This is a genomic window from Methylobacter tundripaludum SV96, from assembly GCF_000190755.2.
In the GTDB taxonomy this organism is placed as follows: Bacteria; Pseudomonadota; Gammaproteobacteria; order Methylococcales; family Methylomonadaceae; genus Methylobacter_A; species Methylobacter_A tundripaludum.
Window position 1 is genome coordinate 231237 of sequence record NZ_JH109153.1, and the last position, 17322, is coordinate 248558.

Consider the following 17322-nt stretch of genomic DNA (forward strand, 5'->3'; position numbering starts at 1 on the left):
AAAGCCTAAGTGGGAGACATTGCCTCGGCTCACCGCTACGCGGCTCCTGCTCCCCCTCATGAACGAGGGGGAGCAGGTATTACATAACGCCGCGGATGGCGTGCAGTAAAGTAATGCAGGAGCAATTACCGAGGAGAAAATCTGTCCAAACACCCGTAAGGCACCTACTTTAGCTGTCTCCCACCAAACTATAATTAAAAGTTGACTGCGAAATCAGTAGAGAACAGGAATTGATCCTGCTTGGCATTGCCGAATGGCCGGTACTGTCCGCCTGCGGCAACTTTCCCATCAACCCAGTCATAACGAACGTTCGGACGAATATTCAACCATTTCATCGGCTTCCAATTCACCCCTGCCGTGACTGCATAGTAGCTGGCAGCATTACACGTACTGTTATTGGCTTGACCGCCAATGGCATAACTGTTTCCTGCGCCGTTGGATGCAGCACTTACACGAGCAGGAGAGCAAACTCTAAAACCGTTTTGATCGCGGAACCATTCAGCCCGCACACCCGCAGTCAGATTATCTTTGATGTCATAGGTTAAATGCGTGTTTAAGCCATACCATTCGGTATCTTTAGCCGCGCCGCTCAATAAGACTCCGTTGGCATAACCATGATCATGTTGTAAAACCAGATGCGTTTTAGCCGTGATGTTATGCTTCAACACTATACTGTACAGGCCCCAAGCCTGGTTACTGTGCTCTGATGTGGCGCCATAGGTGCCGCTGATATTGGCTGAAGTATCCTTGTCATCGCTAGTCCAGGTAGCACCTGCCAAGCCGCCCCAGTTGCCCAGTTGTTTGTCGAAGCCGCCATCCCAACCGCCGGTGGCGCTGCCGGTGGTGGCTCCGCCCATCACCGCCCAGTTTTTATCAACCGTATAATTGCCCATCACGCCGGTGTGGGTGAACGGTTCGCCATATTGCATGGTGTAAGCATGGGTATAGAAAAAGTTGTCAGGCGCAGGAACTGTCTCATAGCCAATCGGCGTATAAAAGTGACCGGCCTTGATATTCAATCCATTGCCGATAGGCGCATAGAGCTCTGCATAAGCTTGAGGCAGGGCAATATCGTAAAAACGATTGTCATTACTGCCGAGCATATTGAGATCCCAATGGTTCCGGTTCAAAGGTAGGCCGGTATTCACGTCAAGTGCGGGGACACCGTAAGCCTGGGTAAAAATAGCATCCGTACCGAACATCGCATCGACGCGTCCGCCGAAGTCCCATGCATCGCCTTCTGCGGCCACGGCGCGTTGCGCGAATATATTCAATTGGTTTAACTGGAATTCACCGGAACGGTCGCCGAAAGTAACCGGGCCATTGAAATTATTATCAGGGCTTGCCGCGTTATAAGTGATTCCGGCGTTGGCCCAACCACCGATTTTCAATCCAATATCTTTCATGAACTTGCTTTCGTTGGGATCACCTACCGTTTCGAGCAAAGTACTGGCCTCAGTCAAACTTTTCGCCTGCGCCACACCAAAAACAGAAACCAGCGCTATTCCCAAAGCCACCGGCTTTAGTCTAAAACGTTTATCGTTTAAATGGTTTTTCATAATTAAAATTCCTTAAGAATTGATTAAACTCAAAGCAAAATGCCCCCTAAACAACCACAAGCAAATAAAATGCCAACTACATTTTTATTACGTATTTTTAGACCGCTAATTTCAAGCATACTAGATTTATCTCATTGTTTTTCAATAAGTTAAAACACCTACTAAAAAAACCAATGAGCTGAAACACACTGTCAATCATGGGCTTAACATAACAGAGCAGAAATAATCCGCACAGATTTTGGGCGACCCAGACTGTTTGAGCACCATAATTGGGCGCCAGTCAGTCCGCTCGTTCCTGCTCTAAAAACGCCGTTTATTCCGTCTCGTTTTTTTAGTGGCTAATGCATCAAAAAAAATGGTATCGTTACGCCGTTTGGCATAAATGCTGATCCCACATAACTCATCTCAGGAGACGAAATAAATGTCTGCAGCAAAAGTACTTAAACTGATCAAAGAAAACGACGTAAAGTTCGTCGATTTTCGTTTTTGTGACACCCGTGGTAAAGAGCAACATGTAACATTCCCTGCTCATTCTATCGACGAAGATACCTTTGAAGAAGGCAACATGTTTGACGGTTCTTCCGTTGCCGGCTGGAAAGGCATCAACGAATCAGACATGATTTTAATGCCTGATCCCTCTACGGCGGTTATGGATCCGTTCTTTGATGACAATACATTAATCTTGCGTTGCGACATCATTGAGCCGAACAACATGCAAGGTTACGAACGCGACCCGCGCTCTATCGCCAAGCGCGCAGAAGCCTATTTAAAATCAACCGGCATTGCAGACACTGCATTCTTCGGCCCTGAAAACGAATTTTTCATCTTTGACGATGTCCGTTGGGGCACCGATATGAGCGGCTCTTTCTACAAAGTCGATTCAGAAGAAGCGGGCTGGAACTCAGAAAAAGTTTATCCAGACGGCAACACCGGCCACCGTCCTGGCGTTAAAGGCGGCTATTTCCCAGTACCTCCTGTCGATTCACTTCAAGACATGCGTTCTGCAATGTGCTTGACGCTGGAAGAAATGGGCCAAACGACTGAAGTCCACCATCACGAAGTTGCAACAGCCGGTCAATGCGAAATCGGCGTGAAGTTCAACACACTGGTTAAAAAAGCTGACGAAGTTCTGGAATTGAAATATGTCGTCGCCAACATCGCCCACGCATACGGCAAAACAGCGACTTTTATGCCTAAACCTCTGGTAGGCGACAACGGTAGCGGTATGCACGTTCACCAATCTTTGGCTAAAGGCGGCGTTAACTTGTTCACTGGCGACCTGTACGGCGGCCTGTCTGAAACAGCGCTGTATTACATCGGCGGTATCATCAAACACGCTAAAGCGTTGAACGCTTTCACCAACGCTTCAACCAACAGCTACAAACGTCTGGTTCCAGGCTTTGAAGCCCCTGTTATGCTGGCTTACTCCGCACGTAACCGTTCAGCTTCTATCCGTATTCCTTTTGTTAACAACCCAAAAGGTCGTCGTATCGAAGTTCGCTTCCCTGACTCCACTGCAAACCCTTATCTGGCATTCTCAGCAATGTTGATGGCAGGTCTGGACGGCATTCAAAACAAAATCCATCCTGGCGATGCTATGGATAAAGATTTGTACGACTTACCAGCAGAAGAAGCAAAAAACATCCCGCAAGTTTGCCACTCTTTCGACCAAGCGCTGGACGCTCTGGACAGTGACCGTGAATTCTTGACACGCGGCGGTGTTTTCACTGACGACGCAATTGACGGCTACATCGATCTGAAAATGGAAGAAGTGACTCGCATTCGTATGAGCACACACCCAGCAGAATACGATATGTACTACAGCTTGTAAGAAGTCGGGCGACTTAACAGTCACCCCTTACAGCTTGCACAAAAACGCCCCTCACTGGGGCGTTTTTTTTGTTTACGGAAACCGATCCAAGCCGGCCTGTTTTTATATTGACGATCGGCAAGATGCGTGAACAAACAAGGAGCGATTGCTAATCGCCCTCCCCCCCAAAGACGGCTTGATTTTTTATACCCCCGCCCTTTATAAATACCCTCCGATACGGGAGTATTTCTACCAAATTGCAAACAATGTCTCTTTTAGAGGATAATATGCGGCTATGCATAGCTTTATTATGCTTTTGATTGACCCTGTAACTCGTCATACGCTCAATGTAGAGCCGGTATGCAAGCTTTGGAATACGCCATGAAAAAGACCATGTACGAAAAAATCTGGGACAGCCACCTTGTCGTTGACGAGGCTGGACAAGCTCCCTTGCTTTATGTTGATCGGCATTTGATGCATGAAGTCACCAGCCCACAGGCTTTTGAAGGCCTGCGTTTGTCCGGTCGCAAGGTGCGCAATCCGCACAGCATTCTTGCCACCATGGATCACTGCGTACCGACCAAAAACCGCAATCTGCCCATCGCCGATCCTATTGCTAAAAAGCAGATCGAAACTATGGCTGAAAACTGCCGCGTGAACGGCCTGAAGCTGTACGACATGACCGACCCGAATAACGGCGTAATTCATGTTGTCGTGCCTGAGCATGGTTTCGTTCACCCCGGCATGGTCGTAGTTTGCGGCGACAGCCATACCGCGACGCATGGCGCTTTCGGCGCGCTGGCATTCGGCATCGGCACGTCCGAGGTCGAGCATGTGATGGCGACCCAAACGCTGCCGCAGAAAAAATCCAAAACCATGCAGGTCGTGGTTAATGGCACGTTATCCAAATTCGCTTCTGCAAAAGATATTGCCTTGGCGATTACCGGAAAAATCGGTACCGCGGGCGGCACCGGCTATGTGATTGAATATACCGGCTCGGCGATCAGGGAACTGTCGATGGAAGGCCGGATGACGCTGTGCAACATGGCGATTGAAGCCGGAGCCAGAGCCGGATTGGTCGCTCCAGACGAAAAAACTTACGAGTACATTAAAGGACGCGAGTTTGCGCCATCCGGTCAATACTGGGATCAGGCGCTGGCTTACTGGAAGACTCTGCCCAGCGATGAAGGCGCGGTGTTTGATGCAACCGTCACACTGGACGCGGCCGATATTGCACCACAAGTTTCCTGGGGAACGTCTCCTGAACAAGTGGCAGGGGTTGACAGCGTTGTACCTGCACCGGAAAGTTTTGCCGACGAAATAAAACGTCAAGCCTGCGAAAGCGCGCTGGCCTATATGGGTTTAACCGCAAATACCAAAATAACCGATATTCCCGTTGATTATGTTTTTATCGGTTCTTGCACCAACGGCCGCATCGAAGATTTTCGGGTCGCCGCCGAAGTGGCAAAAGGCACCAAAGTTGCCAAAGGCGTCACCGCGATTGCGGTCCCCGGCTCTTATCACGTCAAGCAACAGGCTGAAGCTGAGGGCTTGGATAAAATTTTTATCGATGCCGGCTGGGAATGGCGCGAGCCCGGATGCTCCATGTGTCTGGCGATGAATGGCGATGAATTGACCAAAGGTCAACGTTGCGCCTCGACTTCGAACCGCAATTTTGAAGGCCGTCAGGGCAAAGGCGGACGCACGCACCTGGTTTCGCCTGCAATGGCAGCGGCCGCAGCGGCGGCTGGCCATTTTGTCGATATTCGCAAACTTTAAAGATCGGAAAGAACTATGGAACCGTACAAAAAACATGAAAGTATCGCGGCATTGATGAACCGCAGCAATGTCGATACCGACCAGATCATCCCCAAGCAGTTCTTAAAAAGAGTGGAACGTAGCGGCTTTGGCGCGCATCTTTTTCACGATTGGCGTTTTAATGACGACGGCAGCGATAACCCCGAATTCGAGCTGAACAAGCCTGCGTTCAAAGGCGCTAAAGTCCTGGTGGTTGGCGACAACTTCGGTTGCGGCTCATCACGCGAACACGCGCCGTGGGCGATTGCCGATTATGGTTTTAACACCATTATTTCCACCAGCTATGCCGATATTTTCTACAATAACTGTTTTAAAAACGGCATCCTGGCGATCAAAGTCAATAAAGACCAGCTGGATAAATTGATGGCCGAGATTGCCGTCAATGAAGGCGTGCGTTTTGTCGTCGATCTTGAAAACCAGCAGGTAACTACCCCCGGCGGCAATGGCTTTAGCTTTGAGATTGACCCGTTTCGCAAGAGCAATCTGTTGAGTGGACTGGATGACATCGGCTTGACCTTAAAGCATGTCGACAAGATCACACAGTATGAACAGCAGCACAAGAAAAACTATCCTTGGCTTTGGGCTTAAGGTTTTTGACTGCGTTCCCACGCGTTGCGTGGGAACGCAGTCAAGGCGCGCTGCGCCGCTAATTGCAATTTATCGGCAAATGCGTCAAACATAAACCTTCTCCAGACACAGAACGCAGCCATGCAGGGAACGCTGTGCGTCCCCTGCATGACTTAAAGCATATCACCACGAAGACACGAACGGCTGCATGGAGCAGTTGCCGAGAACACGAAGTTTTTACCTTTGTTTTTCTTCGCGTTCTTCGTGCCTTCGTGGTTAATTAATCCGCTTACATTGAGAGCACAGGCGACAATCATGTCCACCGATTCAAGACACATCCAGCTGATGGACACCACCTTGCGTGATGGCGAACAAACCCAAGGCGTTTCCTTCACGCCCGTGGAAAAAGTCAGCATAGCCAAAGCCCTGCTGCAATCGCTACGGGTGGACAGGATTGAGGTCGCCTCCGCCCGTGTCTCTCAGGGCGAAAAAGAAGCGGTCACCAGCATTAACGAGTGGGCGAAACAGGAAGGTTTTGCCGGACGCGTAGAAGTCCTGGGCTTTGTCGACCACACGCGCAGCGTCGACTGGATACTGGAAACCGGCGGCGAGGTCATCAACCTGCTAATCAAAGGCAGCGAAAAGCATTGCCGCGTACAGCTGGGCAAGACGCTTGCCCAACATACCGAAGATGTGCTGCAAACCGTCAGTTACGCGCTGGAAAAGGGCCTGAAAGTCAACGTCTACCTGGAAGACTGGTCGAACGGTTATCATGACGACCCGGACTATGTCTACGGTTTGATGGACAACTTGCAGAACGCGGGCATCAGTCATTTCATGCTGCCCGATACCCTTGGCGTCTTGTCGCCTGACGAAGTATTCTCAAGCTTTAGCGACATGTGCAAACGCTACCCGAAGCTGCAATTCGATTTCCACCCGCACAACGATTACGGACTGGCAACCGCCAACGTGATGGCCGCAGTTCGCGCCGGCGTCAATGCCATCCACTGCACCATCAACTGCCTGGGCGAACGCGCAGGCAATGCCTCAATGGCTGAAGTTGCGGTGGTGTTGCGCGACAAAATGAACATGCAACTGTCTATCGATGAAAGCCATATCGTCCGCATCAGCGCGATGGTCGAAAACTTTTCCGGCAAACGCATCGCCGCCAATGCGCCGATCGTCGGGGCCGATGTTTTCACCCAGACCGCCGGAATCCATGCCGACGGCGACCAAAAAGGCGGACTGTACAAAACCAAATTGGGCCCGGAACGATTCTCCCGCACCCGAAGCTACGCACTGGGAAAGATGAGCGGCAAAGCGTCGCTGAAAAAAAACCTGGAAATGCTGGAACTCGACCTGTCGGAAGAGAACCAGAAAAAAGTGCTGGCCCGGATCGTCAGCCTCGGCGACTCAAAACAGACCATCACTACCGACGACCTGCCCTTTATCATTGCCGACGTACTGGAAAGCAAGAGTTATCAGCATATCAAACTGCTCAACTGCTCGATCACCAGCGGCCTCGATTTAGAATCGACTGCCAGCTTGCGGATCAAAGTAATGGGCACGACGCATGTAGCCTCAGGTTCCGGAAACGGCGGCTTTGATGCCTTTGTCGATGCCATCAACAAAGTGATGACGCAACATAACTACACCCTGCCAGCACTGGCCGATTTTGAAGTACGGATACCCAAAGGCGGCCATACCAGCGCCTTAACCGAGTGCGTCATCACCTGGAATTGCGATGGCGAACTGCGCAAAACCCGCGCCGTGCATTCCAACCAGGTTTTTGCTGCAGTGTTGGCGGCGCTTAAAATCATCAACATACAACTGCATGAACTGGGTTTAAGCCAGGTTTGAAAATCATTGCCGCAAGATGTTTGCGGCAACCGTTTTACGTTAGAACTATAGAGCAGCTTCACCTCCTGCTCTAACGCGTCCCGTCAATCAGCCAAAGCAGCCGCTTTACGGCCATGGATGCGAAGCAATACAGAAACTCTAGATATGAACGATATTAACCCGGATAAAAACGACGTTATTTGCCACTGTAGCGGAACAACTAAAAGGCAAATTAAGTCGCTTGTTAATAATGGCGCCGACAATCTGGACAAAATATCCAGAATGACCGGCGCTTGTTCAGGCTGCGGCGCTTGCGATGTTTCAATATTGGAATTGCTAGCCCAGAATATCGCTGATGATGGCGCCTAATCGTAAACGGTGCGAGTTGCGCACCCTACGCATTTTTATTTTTCAGCAATATTGTGAAGGACTTTGATATAGTATTTTCACATTATTGTCGGTTTTTTTAAATCGCCTAGACACACTACTACGTAGCGCCTGCATAATCCACATGGATGTACAGGAGCAAATATCTGCCCATGCAGTCGTCTCCCCGGCCTTCTCCGGCGCAGGAGAAGGCAATAAACGTACTGACAATGATCTACTCATGATTCAAAACCTAAGACCTTGCGCACCAGCCAAGCAGCACAATAAAACAGACTATACATCACCATGACTAGATCACACCAAGAGCCCCCCATTCATTTAGGTTCGCCCGGCGAAGAAATCAGCATGCAAGATCTTCAATCGATCAAGCATCGGTTTAAGCGCCTGAGTCAACTTCGCGAACAGAGTGTTCGAAAGTCTCTGAATCCTCGACAACGCGTATTTTTAGACTTATTGCCTTTACTTTTTCATAGCAACTTTACGATGTTGCCGGGATTTATTTCCCCGACGACCCCAGCGGGGATACCTGAATACAATCCTGATACCCAGACCTTAAATACCGCCAGGCAGTTTGCGTCGAATTTCAGTTATACCCGCGCGGCATCACACAGTTACCCTATTGAAGGACTTTTTTTAATAAGCAGTATCGGTGGCATTGCATTTTCGGAAGCCAGCAATATGGACATCTGGTTATGCCATCAATCCGACTTATCGCCCGACGCCATTAACGAGCTGCAACAAAAGACCTCCGCAATAGAGGGCTGGGCTGAATTGTTAGAGCTCGAAGTGCATTTTTCCCTCATTGACAGCAAACAATTTCGCTTCAGTCACAACACGCCTGTTTCTACTGAAAGTAACGGTCAAACCCAGCATTACCTACAGCTCGAAAAATTTTACCGGAGCGCAATATACATTGCGGGAAAAAGCCCTGCATGGTGGCTGGTTCCTCCTCACGAAGAAGCCAATTACACACACTATTTAAACCATCTCATAACCAATCGCTTCATCCCCGAGCATGAGCTCATCGATTTTGGCGGTTTGGAAGCTGTCCCGGCCGACGAATTTACCGGCGCAACCCTTTGGCGCCTTTATAAGACGCTGCATTCACCGCACACGTCGCTATTGAACCTGTTATTAATAGAGAGCTATGCCAGCGAATACCCTAAGACCGAATGGCTATGCCAAGACATAAAAAATGCCGTTTATCAGGGCAGCTTTATGACCGCCGACCTCGACCCGTATTTACTCATTTACACGAAAGTCGAAAAATATTTGCAACATGCCCCTAGTCAAGAAAGCTTAGCGTTCGCTCGCCAAAGTTTTTATTTAAAGGTCATGGGACCACCCGACACCACTCTGGATGCCGCGACCCGTGTCTCCAGAGAACGCTATATCCAACAGATTGCTAGATCTTGGAAATGGCCTGCATCGACTATTGATGAGCTTAAACAAATTCGATCATGGACTATACAAAAAGCAACAGCGGAACATGCCATTATTGTGCGGCAATTGACCCACAGTTACCGCATGATCCTGGGATTTACCAAAGACCATGCGCTCCAAAATCAGGAAAATAACAATAACCAGAAACTGATAGGCAGAAAGCTCCATTCATTTTTAGAAAAAAAACCGGGTAAGATTGAAATCATTACTACGCATTCCGAAGTTCATTCAAAGGAAAGTGCATTATCCATCGTAGAAAACAACCCGGCTGCCAAAACCAATGGCTGGGCTTTATATCTAAAATACGTGCAGATGACTACGGCTACAGATTTTGAGCCCGTACAAAAAAGCCGGACTTTAATAGAAACGCTTTGCTGGTTGGTCATCAACGGCCTCTATCACAAACACCTGCTAATCAATTTCAGCTCACATTCCCTTAAAATTCCGGATTCAGAGTTACGTTCAATTTTGAGGCAGATCAGCCTTTTTTTAAGCCATAACTTTACTTTCGACGCCCCGCTGGATGTCTACCAAACCCAAAAGACCCCGCTGCATTCAATGATTCTTATCAACATGGGAATCACGGATAACGAGCGCCTATGCGTTATGAGTGAGCGGCGCTCCGACCCGTTGAGTTACGGCATAGACCGGCAGTGTTTCATTCAAACAATAAGCAGTATTTCATTATCCAGCTGGAGCGAGATTACAACCAGCCATGAGGATGGCCTGGATGGACTGTTTAAGTGCTTGACGGACATCATTAACAACACCCCAAAACCGCTGTCTTTGAAAAGCGTGAAGTTTGTCTGTCACATGCCGAATCGGGCTAGAGACATTATTTTTCGCGTTGAAGTCATATTTAGCATCTTGGTTAAGCTTTTTTCCACGCCGCAACAAAATCAATCACCCCGCTACATTTTGCCGGGCGGAACGTCGTTTTATGTCTTCCAATCTGTAAATAAAACCCTAAGCTACAAAATGCTGACAACTGAACAACTGTTGTTAGACGAAATAAGCCGCCCTCAGAAGCAGTTCAGCTCTATTCATTTTGACCAAGCTGTCCTCGAAGACACACCTATCCGTCTTATCTACTCCATGAATAAGCCGCAAGTGATCCAGCTTTTTTATTATGATGATAAGACGAACATCAGCGTCTATATTATTGATGAAAAAGGATCTTTCTACACCCAACAGCATACCAAGGCAAGCATTAGCCATCTACTAAAACACTACGCCACCTTTTTAGAGTCAATTATCAGCCGCACTCTGCTTGAAAATATGGCGGTTATTGAATATTACGAAATCGAAAAAAGTTCTGACGACATCTTTTCCTGTAATCCTGTGCAACTGAATAGAGCATCTTTAAATCAAGAGTTAAGCCTGCGCATCACAGGAGAAGACACCGATGATGGCATTATCTATACAATCTACTGTAACGAAAAAGAATTTTCTTCGCTAGATTACGGCAATAAAGTCTTTTATGCGGCTTATCAACACATACTTCAATTCCGGAGCGCCAAAAGTAATTACCCAGTTCATATTACAGATATAGACTTACCCCTTACTGCATTTCGGATCAGCACCCCTGCGCAATTACAAACCATTCATTATTTAAACTACAAACAAAAAATTGAAGATAAATTTAATGTTTAATGCTCTGCTGCCTCTATAGCTTGGTAGAGCCCATTCTCGCTGCATGGATACAGAATGAATTTGTCACCGTGGCGAACAACTAAAGGGCAGATTATGAAGCTTGTTAATAATGATGGCGGCGACAATCTGGACGGATATCCAGAGCGCGGGGCTTGTGATGCTTTAATATTGGAATTGCTTGCCGAATATACAGCTGATTGTGGTATTTTGCATCGCCCTTCCCTTTTCGACTGATATTCGTAAAAGGTGCGCATTTCACCCTACCAAATTACGCCCGAAACACTCTACGTAAAAATACTTTAAGTAGTTGTATCAATATATATTTATCAAATCCTGACGCACACTTCCATCACACGATAAAGCCAATCCTGCCGAAAGACAGGAGCAGAAAGTCGCGGATCCTATTAACGGAAAGCCGGACTGCCGAAGGTGACTACAAAAAAGTCACGCGAGGTAGTTCGGCTTTTTTGTTTTTGGCAAAGAGGAAAACATTCACAGGCCAAGGCTGGCGATCACTTCAAGAGGGCACTAACTATGTTATACAGAAATATTTTTTTTCGTTCTGCCCGTATCATGTTCTCAACTTTAAACGGGCTTGTCTTCTTATCGCTGATTTTATTGAGGGTATTTACACTTCCGAGGTGAAGTGCCTTGCTTTTAGCACTGTAGGGTGGATCGCCGACAAGGCTATCTACCGCACAACAGCGACGGCGTTGTGCGTCGCCTAAAGCGCCTACTTTTGGTGATTGGCGAATTGCTAACGCAAATCCACACTACGGCGCTAGTCATCCCGGCAGGGAATGCCGGGATCCACGACTGCACGGATGCAGGAGGTAGAGCAACGCAGGAGCAGTTGCCGAGAAGCCATGGATGGCGCAATCAAAGGGTTCATCTGCTGCTGCGACAGTCTGTAATTGGCGTTGCGCGTCGACTAAAGCGCCTACTTTGGGTGATTGGTGGATTGCCCCGCGCCGAATCCGCCTTGCAGCTTTGCCGGATGATTCAATCAGAGTTTTTTTTATCCTGTGGCATGATCTTTAAGCCACTCCTTCAGCGCGTCATTTATCCGCTTTTGCCAGCCGTGGCGCGGAATGCGTCCAGCACATCGCGGTCAAAACGCACCGTGGTGGATACCTTGGTGGGCGACTGTTGCTTACCACGTCCTTTTAAGCCTCGTAGTGCGGTTTGTAACGATTCAGGCAAGGCGGAAAACGGCACGGCGTTTTTAAAATCTTCTTCGGTAAGCTCTCGTACTTCGCCGTCCGCGTCAGTTAAGGGTGATTGGTTTTTCATATTTACGCGTCTCTCTACTGCTGGCCTTGCAGAAGCTCACGACGCGGATGCCGTCAGGAATTTGCACAAAGCAAATGTAACCGTCCATTCAGATAACCGATAGCGATTTTGTGCTATTCGCCATAATCCTGCCGCTCGTCAATCAGGAAAGTTGCCGACAAAAAATCAAATTCCACCGCACGTTCAAAGCTCAAACTGCGTTCCATGATGTTCTTAACGTTTTTAGCCGGGCCGAAGTCGACTAACATTGCTTTATTGTAGTAACAATAAAGATAGTTAAGCCAGTATATCGTGTGACCGATGCTGATCTTACATGGCCTGCTCTTGCTGTTCCGCGCCCAATTTTCCGGACTGCACGTTAAAAACCAATTTCTTGCCGCTGTGTAACACCTTGAGTTGTTACACGGGGTTAGTGACTGACTCCAATGCTGCGTCCGTAGATAAACGCGTCCATAGCCAATATCGATTTATTATTGTAGTGGGTTAAAATATCGCCTGCCAGTATACCCAACTGTCCAGCTTGGTTATTGGGGAGTATGGTTTTGACCCGCACTTGGAGCTGCCCATGAAGATGTGCTTGCAGTAGCTGTAAATTGTTTCTTCCAGTTTTGGTGGTTGGATGGTCCTTGCCCAAAGCTTTTTCCAAAATCGCCAAACTGCGTTGGTACAAGGGTTCGGCTTCGATGTACTTGCCTTGCTCATCATAAAATAGTGCCAAATTGTTTAAGCTCGTGGCAACATCAGGATGATCTTTACCCAAGTTTTTTTCCAAAATCGCCAAACTGCGCTGGAATAAGGGTTCGGCTTCGGCGTACTTACCTTGATCATCATAAAGCAGTGCCAAATTGTTTAAACTGGTGGCGACATCAGAATGGTCCTCACCCAAGGCTTTCTCCCTAATCGCCAAACTGCGTTGGTACAAGGGTTCGGCTTCGGTGTACTTACTTTGGATTCGATAAAGCTCCGCCAAATTGTTTAAACTCGTAGCAACATCAGGATGGCCCTCGCCCAAGGCTTCTTCCCGAGTTGCCAAGTTGCGTTGGTACAAAAGTTCGGCTTCGGTGTACTTGCCCTGGGTATCATAAAGCGCTGCTAAATTGTTTAAACTTTGGGCAACATAAGGATGATCTTTGCCCAAGGTTTTTTCAGCAATCGCCAATCCGCGTTGATACAAGGGTTCGGCTTCGGCGTACTTACCTTGGTTATCATAAAGTACTGCCAAATTGTTTAAACTTTGAGCAACCTCAGGATGATCTTTGCCCAAGGCTTTTTCCCTAATCACCAAACTGCGTTGGAATAAGGGTTCGGCTTCGGTGTACTTGCCTTGCTCATCATAAAATAGTGCCAAATTGTTTAAGCTCGTGGCAACATCAGGATGATCTTTACCCAAGTTTTTTTCCAAAATCGCCAAACTGCGCTGGAATAAGGGTTCGGCTTCGGCGTACTTACCTTGATCATCATAAAGCAGTGCCAAATTGTTTAAACTGACGGCAAAATCGGGACGGTCCTCGCCCAAAGCTTTTTCCAAAATAGCCAAACTGCGTTGATACAAAGGTTCGGCCTCGATGTACTTGTCTTGCACCTTATAAAGCACCGCCAAATTGTTTAAACTGGTGGCGACATCAGGATGCTCTTCACCCAAGGCTTTCTCCCGAATCGCCAGACTGCGTTGGAGCAAAGGTTCGGCTTCCGAATACTTGCCTGCAGAATACCAAGCCTCTCCCGCCTGGTTCAAATAATAGGCTACTTTTTCAGCAAACTCTGGCGGCACTATGCTTGCAGCTTCCCGGTAATACTGGGCGGCTTGGACATAATGTATTTGCGTCAATTGTAACTCGCCATTTTGCACGGTGGCTTCCGCTGCGGATAACAAGCGTTTAGCCGCCGTGTCTTGCAGTTTTTTTGCCGCCGCCAAATCTGTACTTTTTGCTTGGTTGAGTAAGGCTTCCGCCTGAACAAATTCGCCTTGCTTTAAAGCCTGTTCAGCTTGGCCCAATAAGGCTTTTACTTCAGGATCTTCCGATTGAAAGCTGGCCAGTTCTTTTACGTTGTTTTGATAACGATCGGCAATTTGGCGTAGGGTATGGTCGTAATCTTCGGGCTTTATGTTTTGTTCTTTGAGGATTTCAAAAAAGTTTTGCAGGGCGGACTCGGTAACACCTGACTTTTTTATTTCAACGAGCAGCTCTGGCGATCCGCCATAATAATTGGTCTGATTGCCGCTGATTTGATTGATGGTGCCGTTGGTAGCTGTTACTAACGTGACCGTTTGCGAGGTTGCCTGAACGCTTTTGACCGGTGCATAATCCGGGTTATTCCACCACCATAAAACCAGTACAAAAGCCGCTGCCCCGCCGCCGCTTTGTATGGCTATCTTCGACCATTTGCTTTTGGCTTGCACGGTGACATTGAGAGAACCGACCCAAAATAACGTAAACAAGGCGCATAATAAAGCTGAAACTATCGCCAACATTTTATGCTTGAATTCCGGCAATTCATCAGGGCCGAAAATAAACAAGCCCAGATAAAATAGCAGCAATATCGAACCAAATACCCACGAGGCAATGGCGGTGTGTTTTGAGGGCGGCGGGGGCGGATTGCTTGCCATATAAGGAGTCTCAAGGTTGGTTGTGCGTTGTTAAATAAGGCCGGATGAGGCAGGCTTGTCCTGTTCAGCCTGAAAATGTATTAGTTTTTAGGGCTGTGAAGCTTAACATGGACGTAAGCTTGCACCAAACATCAGCCGCCAAAGTTGTAGTCTATCGGTTGTAAATGCATATTTTCATATGTAAAGTGTAATCTATGGACTTCACCTGCAACCCACATAAAGCGAAACCAATATCCGTGAACGCGGACTGCTGCTGTTGACGGCAAGATTGTTGTTTAACCGCGGAATACTGGTACGCGAAGATACCCACAAGACCTACTCTGAGCGGCGTTTTATCGGCTATAACACAATAGACGGGCGATTAATGGTAGTGGTAGTGGTATTTTGTACGCCTGCCGATGACTGTATCCATATTATTTCTTTTAGAAAGGCGAATCGTCGTGAGCAAACGAAATTTGAAAACCAAGCCCTCTAATATAGACTGGGCGGCGGTGAATGCCGCGCCTTTGGCTGACGTCCCTGATGAGGATAGCCCAGAATTAACCTCTGAGGAATTCACAGAACTGCGACCATTGGCCGAGGTATTGCCGGGACTGGATTTAGGCAAACAGCGTATTACTATTATGCTGGATGAAGCAGTGGTTCAGGCATACAAGGCTAAAGCAGGCGGACGCGGATACCAGACGCTCATTAATGACACATTGCGCCGGGCATTGGAGGTTGATAGCGTAAAAGAGGCATTGCGAGAGGTGATACGGGAAGAGTTGCATCGGGCTTGATTGCTGCCAAATGTCCTCCCCCAGCCCTCTTGCCCCCTTACCTGTAGTCTCGCGAAGTTTTACTTAAGCCTTTTTGACGAAGCTCAATAATTTTGCCGACAATTTGCTTGAACAAAACGGGCGGTAAAAATCCATAATCGTAAGTTCCAGTTTTTCCAGATATAGGCCGTAAATCATAGCCCGGCCATAAAAATTCATTGAATTCATCAAGGACAATCCACGACCGTTCGCCATCCAGCCCGAGATGCTTTTTTACCTTAGGCGGAATTTCAATGACGACAGCCTGATTAATGGGAGGAGTATGCGTGATAGGCGCAACGGTGACTGTCCGGCTATCGTTGTCATTTTTGACTACCAGAATAATGGCACAGGGTCGATTTTTTAAACCCTCGTTTTTTCCTGCTTGGTATTCATTCCGCCATAAATATGAATAGGAAATAACAAGCCCACATTCCGGTTCCGGTAGCGCCATATTGGGTTAATCCATCAAGGCATTCAGATGATCGTGTGCCGAGTCCATTTGTGCGGTAGCAATTGCGCTAACAGTTTGTTCCGGTAGTTCACTTATATGATAAGAATGTCGTGACTGGGCTTTGAGTAGCAAATATTCATTATAGTCATGTTCGGAAACGAAATAGCCGCTCGTCCGCCCATGACTTGTAATCGCTATGGCTTCCCGTTGAACTTGCTCTTTGTATTGCCCGAAATTTTTGACGAATTTGGTTGCTGGAATTTCTTGCATGACTCACCTCAAATGCACAAAATACGTATATTACGGAAAATACGCAATATGTCAATTGATCCTAAAAAATCATTTTGTCCACGTAATGATTTTTTAGGATCAAAGATTTTGCTACGCTTTTCAGGGCAATAAAAAACCCGCTAAGCCTTTCGGCTTGCGGGTTTCTATTTGGTTTAGTATTTGGTGGAGGCGGGGGGAATTGAACCCCCGTCCGCAAGTACTCCGCCACAAGGTCTACATGCTTATCCCGCTCTTTTGATTTAGCCAGTGACTACCCGTCGGGCCAAGAAAATCACCAGCGATTCCGTAAGGTTTTAGCGCATCCACACCGGACAGATTTCAGCGCGATCTTATGTAGATGACCTCTGAGCGCCTCTCATACCTAAAAGGTACTAAAAACTCCACCCGCATAAGCACAGATGGTCAGAGGAATGGTGCTGTGTTTAAGCAGCTAAAGCCATTGAGTAGTTTTCGTCATTTGCGAATACTTTAGTTTCAGTAGATTTTACGAGGTGTACTGTCCTCGGCATGCGCTTAAGGTTTCGCTACCCACGTCGAAGCCATGTCGCCCCCCGTGATGTGTATATTATATGAATTGGCTAAAAATTGTACAATTATTTTTTTTGACCAGTATTCATGCGGCTTTCAGGACGGCAATCGTTGGTTTACAGAAGCTAAAAATAGGGTAGCAGCCTCCCCTATTTCCGAATCGTGCCGGCGATTTTCCCGCACACGGCTCTCCATCGTGTCCTCCGTTTGCCAGAGACAAACAACCCAATCTCCGAGAAGTAGCACCGTCAGTCGCCAGAAATTTCATTTCGAAT

15 protein-coding genes, 1 other RNA gene and 1 riboswitch are annotated in these 17322 nt (G+C 47.7%); of the genes, 9 read left to right on the forward strand and 7 right to left on the reverse strand.

Annotation, left to right across the window (positions count from 1 at the left end; translation table 11 throughout):
* Window positions 1–194 precede the first annotated feature (194 nt).
* Window positions 195–1559 carry a porin gene (locus METTU_RS14095; RefSeq protein WP_006892407.1) on the reverse strand — a complete coding sequence of 455 codons (1365 nt, stop codon included), beginning with the start codon at window positions 1557–1559 and terminating at the stop codon, window positions 195–197.
* A gap of 421 nt (window positions 1560–1980) precedes the next feature.
* Here METTU_RS14095 and glnA point away from each other — a divergent pair, with 421 nt between their 5' ends.
* The 7 genes from glnA (at window position 1981) to METTU_RS23270 (ending at window position 11310) form a co-directional block, all read left to right on the forward strand.
* The gene (gene glnA, locus METTU_RS14100; RefSeq protein WP_006892408.1) at window positions 1981–3390 is read left to right on the forward strand and encodes a glutamate--ammonia ligase; all 1410 of its coding nucleotides are present in this window, start codon (window positions 1981–1983) and stop codon (window positions 3388–3390) included.
* Window positions 3391–3750: 360 nt separating this feature from the next.
* A complete protein-coding gene (gene leuC, locus METTU_RS14105; RefSeq protein ID WP_040581172.1) occupies window positions 3751–5148 on the forward strand; it encodes a 3-isopropylmalate dehydratase large subunit in 1398 nt (465 codons plus the stop codon).
* A 15-nt stretch (window positions 5149–5163) separates the two neighbouring features.
* Entirely contained in the window at window positions 5164–5775 is a 612-nt protein-coding gene (gene leuD / locus METTU_RS14110; protein WP_006892410.1) for a 3-isopropylmalate dehydratase small subunit, read from the forward strand.
* Between the two features lie 294 nt (window positions 5776–6069).
* On the forward strand, window positions 6070–7614 hold the full coding sequence (locus tag METTU_RS14115; protein ID WP_006892411.1) for a hydroxymethylglutaryl-CoA lyase-like TIM-barrel protein: 1545 nt from the start codon (window positions 6070–6072) through the stop codon (window positions 7612–7614).
* Between the two features lie 144 nt (window positions 7615–7758).
* Window positions 7759–7962, forward strand: a complete 204-nt coding sequence (locus tag METTU_RS14120) for a (2Fe-2S)-binding protein (RefSeq protein ID WP_006892412.1) — start codon at window positions 7759–7761, stop codon at window positions 7960–7962.
* Between the two features lie 363 nt (window positions 7963–8325).
* Entirely contained in the window at window positions 8326–11076 is a 2751-nt protein-coding gene (locus tag METTU_RS14125) for a class I adenylate cyclase (RefSeq protein WP_254258071.1), read from the forward strand.
* 54 nt (window positions 11077–11130) lie between these two features.
* A complete protein-coding gene (locus METTU_RS23270; protein WP_150107857.1) occupies window positions 11131–11310 on the forward strand; it encodes a hypothetical protein in 180 nt (59 codons plus the stop codon).
* Window positions 11311–11427: 117 nt separating this feature from the next.
* A riboswitch (cyclic di-GMP riboswitch) is annotated at window positions 11428–11504 on the forward strand.
* Between the two features lie 634 nt (window positions 11505–12138).
* Here METTU_RS23270 and METTU_RS14130 read toward each other — a convergent pair.
* The 3 genes from METTU_RS14130 to METTU_RS22575 form a co-directional block, all read right to left on the reverse strand.
* Window positions 12139–12369, reverse strand: a complete 231-nt coding sequence (locus tag METTU_RS14130; protein WP_006892414.1) for a BrnA antitoxin family protein — start codon at window positions 12367–12369, stop codon at window positions 12139–12141.
* A gap of 113 nt (window positions 12370–12482) precedes the next feature.
* Entirely contained in the window at window positions 12483–12617 is a 135-nt protein-coding gene (locus METTU_RS24555; protein WP_254257971.1) for a BrnT family toxin, read from the reverse strand.
* Between the two features lie 161 nt (window positions 12618–12778).
* The gene (locus tag METTU_RS22575) at window positions 12779–14977 is read right to left on the reverse strand and encodes a tetratricopeptide repeat protein (protein WP_006892415.1); all 2199 of its coding nucleotides are present in this window, start codon (window positions 14975–14977) and stop codon (window positions 12779–12781) included.
* Window positions 14978–15248: 271 nt separating this feature from the next.
* On the opposite strand from METTU_RS22575, the gene METTU_RS24985 reads away from it, so the two are divergent.
* Together METTU_RS24985 and METTU_RS22585 are read left to right on the forward strand one after the other, a co-directional pair.
* A complete protein-coding gene (locus METTU_RS24985; RefSeq protein WP_367301508.1) occupies window positions 15249–15452 on the forward strand; it encodes a BrnT family toxin in 204 nt (67 codons plus the stop codon).
* Window positions 15418–15756, forward strand: a complete 339-nt coding sequence (locus tag METTU_RS22585) for a BrnA antitoxin family protein (RefSeq protein ID WP_006892416.1) — start codon at window positions 15418–15420, stop codon at window positions 15754–15756. Before METTU_RS24985 ends, METTU_RS22585 begins: the two co-directional genes overlap by 35 nt.
* 37 nt (window positions 15757–15793) lie before the next feature.
* Here the strand turns inward: METTU_RS22585 and METTU_RS14150 are convergent, their stop codons facing one another.
* From METTU_RS14150 to ssrA, 3 genes are all read right to left on the reverse strand, one after another.
* Window positions 15794–16228: a putative type II toxin-antitoxin system PemK/MazF family toxin gene (locus tag METTU_RS14150; protein WP_006892417.1), complete on the reverse strand. Its 435-nt coding sequence runs from the start codon at window positions 16226–16228 to the stop codon at window positions 15794–15796.
* Between the two features lie 6 nt (window positions 16229–16234).
* Window positions 16235–16498, reverse strand: a complete 264-nt coding sequence (locus METTU_RS14155) for a type II toxin-antitoxin system Phd/YefM family antitoxin (protein WP_006892418.1) — start codon at window positions 16496–16498, stop codon at window positions 16235–16237.
* 181 nt (window positions 16499–16679) lie between these two features.
* Window positions 16680–17071: a transfer-messenger RNA gene (gene ssrA / locus METTU_RS22590) on the reverse strand.
* Window positions 17072–17322 lie beyond the last annotated feature (251 nt).

Bases quoted from the DNA above. Each gene is read 5' to 3' on its own strand.
- METTU_RS14095 (WP_006892407.1), bottom strand. From the start codon at position 1,559: ATGAAAAACCATTTAAACGATAAACGTTTTAGACTAAAGCCGGTGGCT.
- METTU_RS14120 (WP_006892412.1), top strand. From the start codon at position 7,759: ATGAACGATATTAACCCGGATAAAAACGACGTTATTTGCCACTGTAGC.
- METTU_RS24555 (WP_254257971.1), bottom strand. From the start codon at position 12,617: ATGTTAGTCGACTTCGGCCCGGCTAAAAACGTTAAGAACATCATGGAA.
- METTU_RS23270 (WP_150107857.1), top strand. From the start codon at position 11,131: ATGAATTTGTCACCGTGGCGAACAACTAAAGGGCAGATTATGAAGCTT.
- METTU_RS14130 (WP_006892414.1), bottom strand. From the start codon at position 12,369: ATGAAAAACCAATCACCCTTAACTGACGCGGACGGCGAAGTACGAGAG.
- METTU_RS14155 (WP_006892418.1), bottom strand. From the start codon at position 16,498: ATGCAAGAAATTCCAGCAACCAAATTCGTCAAAAATTTCGGGCAATAC.
- METTU_RS14150 (WP_006892417.1), bottom strand. From the start codon at position 16,228: ATGGCGCTACCGGAACCGGAATGTGGGCTTGTTATTTCCTATTCATAT.
- METTU_RS22575 (WP_006892415.1), bottom strand. From the start codon at position 14,977: ATGGCAAGCAATCCGCCCCCGCCGCCCTCAAAACACACCGCCATTGCC.
- glnA (WP_006892408.1), top strand. From the start codon at position 1,981: ATGTCTGCAGCAAAAGTACTTAAACTGATCAAAGAAAACGACGTAAAG.
- leuD (WP_006892410.1), top strand. From the start codon at position 5,164: ATGGAACCGTACAAAAAACATGAAAGTATCGCGGCATTGATGAACCGC.
- METTU_RS14125 (WP_254258071.1), top strand. From the start codon at position 8,326: ATGCAAGATCTTCAATCGATCAAGCATCGGTTTAAGCGCCTGAGTCAA.
- METTU_RS14115 (WP_006892411.1), top strand. From the start codon at position 6,070: ATGTCCACCGATTCAAGACACATCCAGCTGATGGACACCACCTTGCGT.
- leuC (WP_040581172.1), top strand. From the start codon at position 3,751: ATGAAAAAGACCATGTACGAAAAAATCTGGGACAGCCACCTTGTCGTT.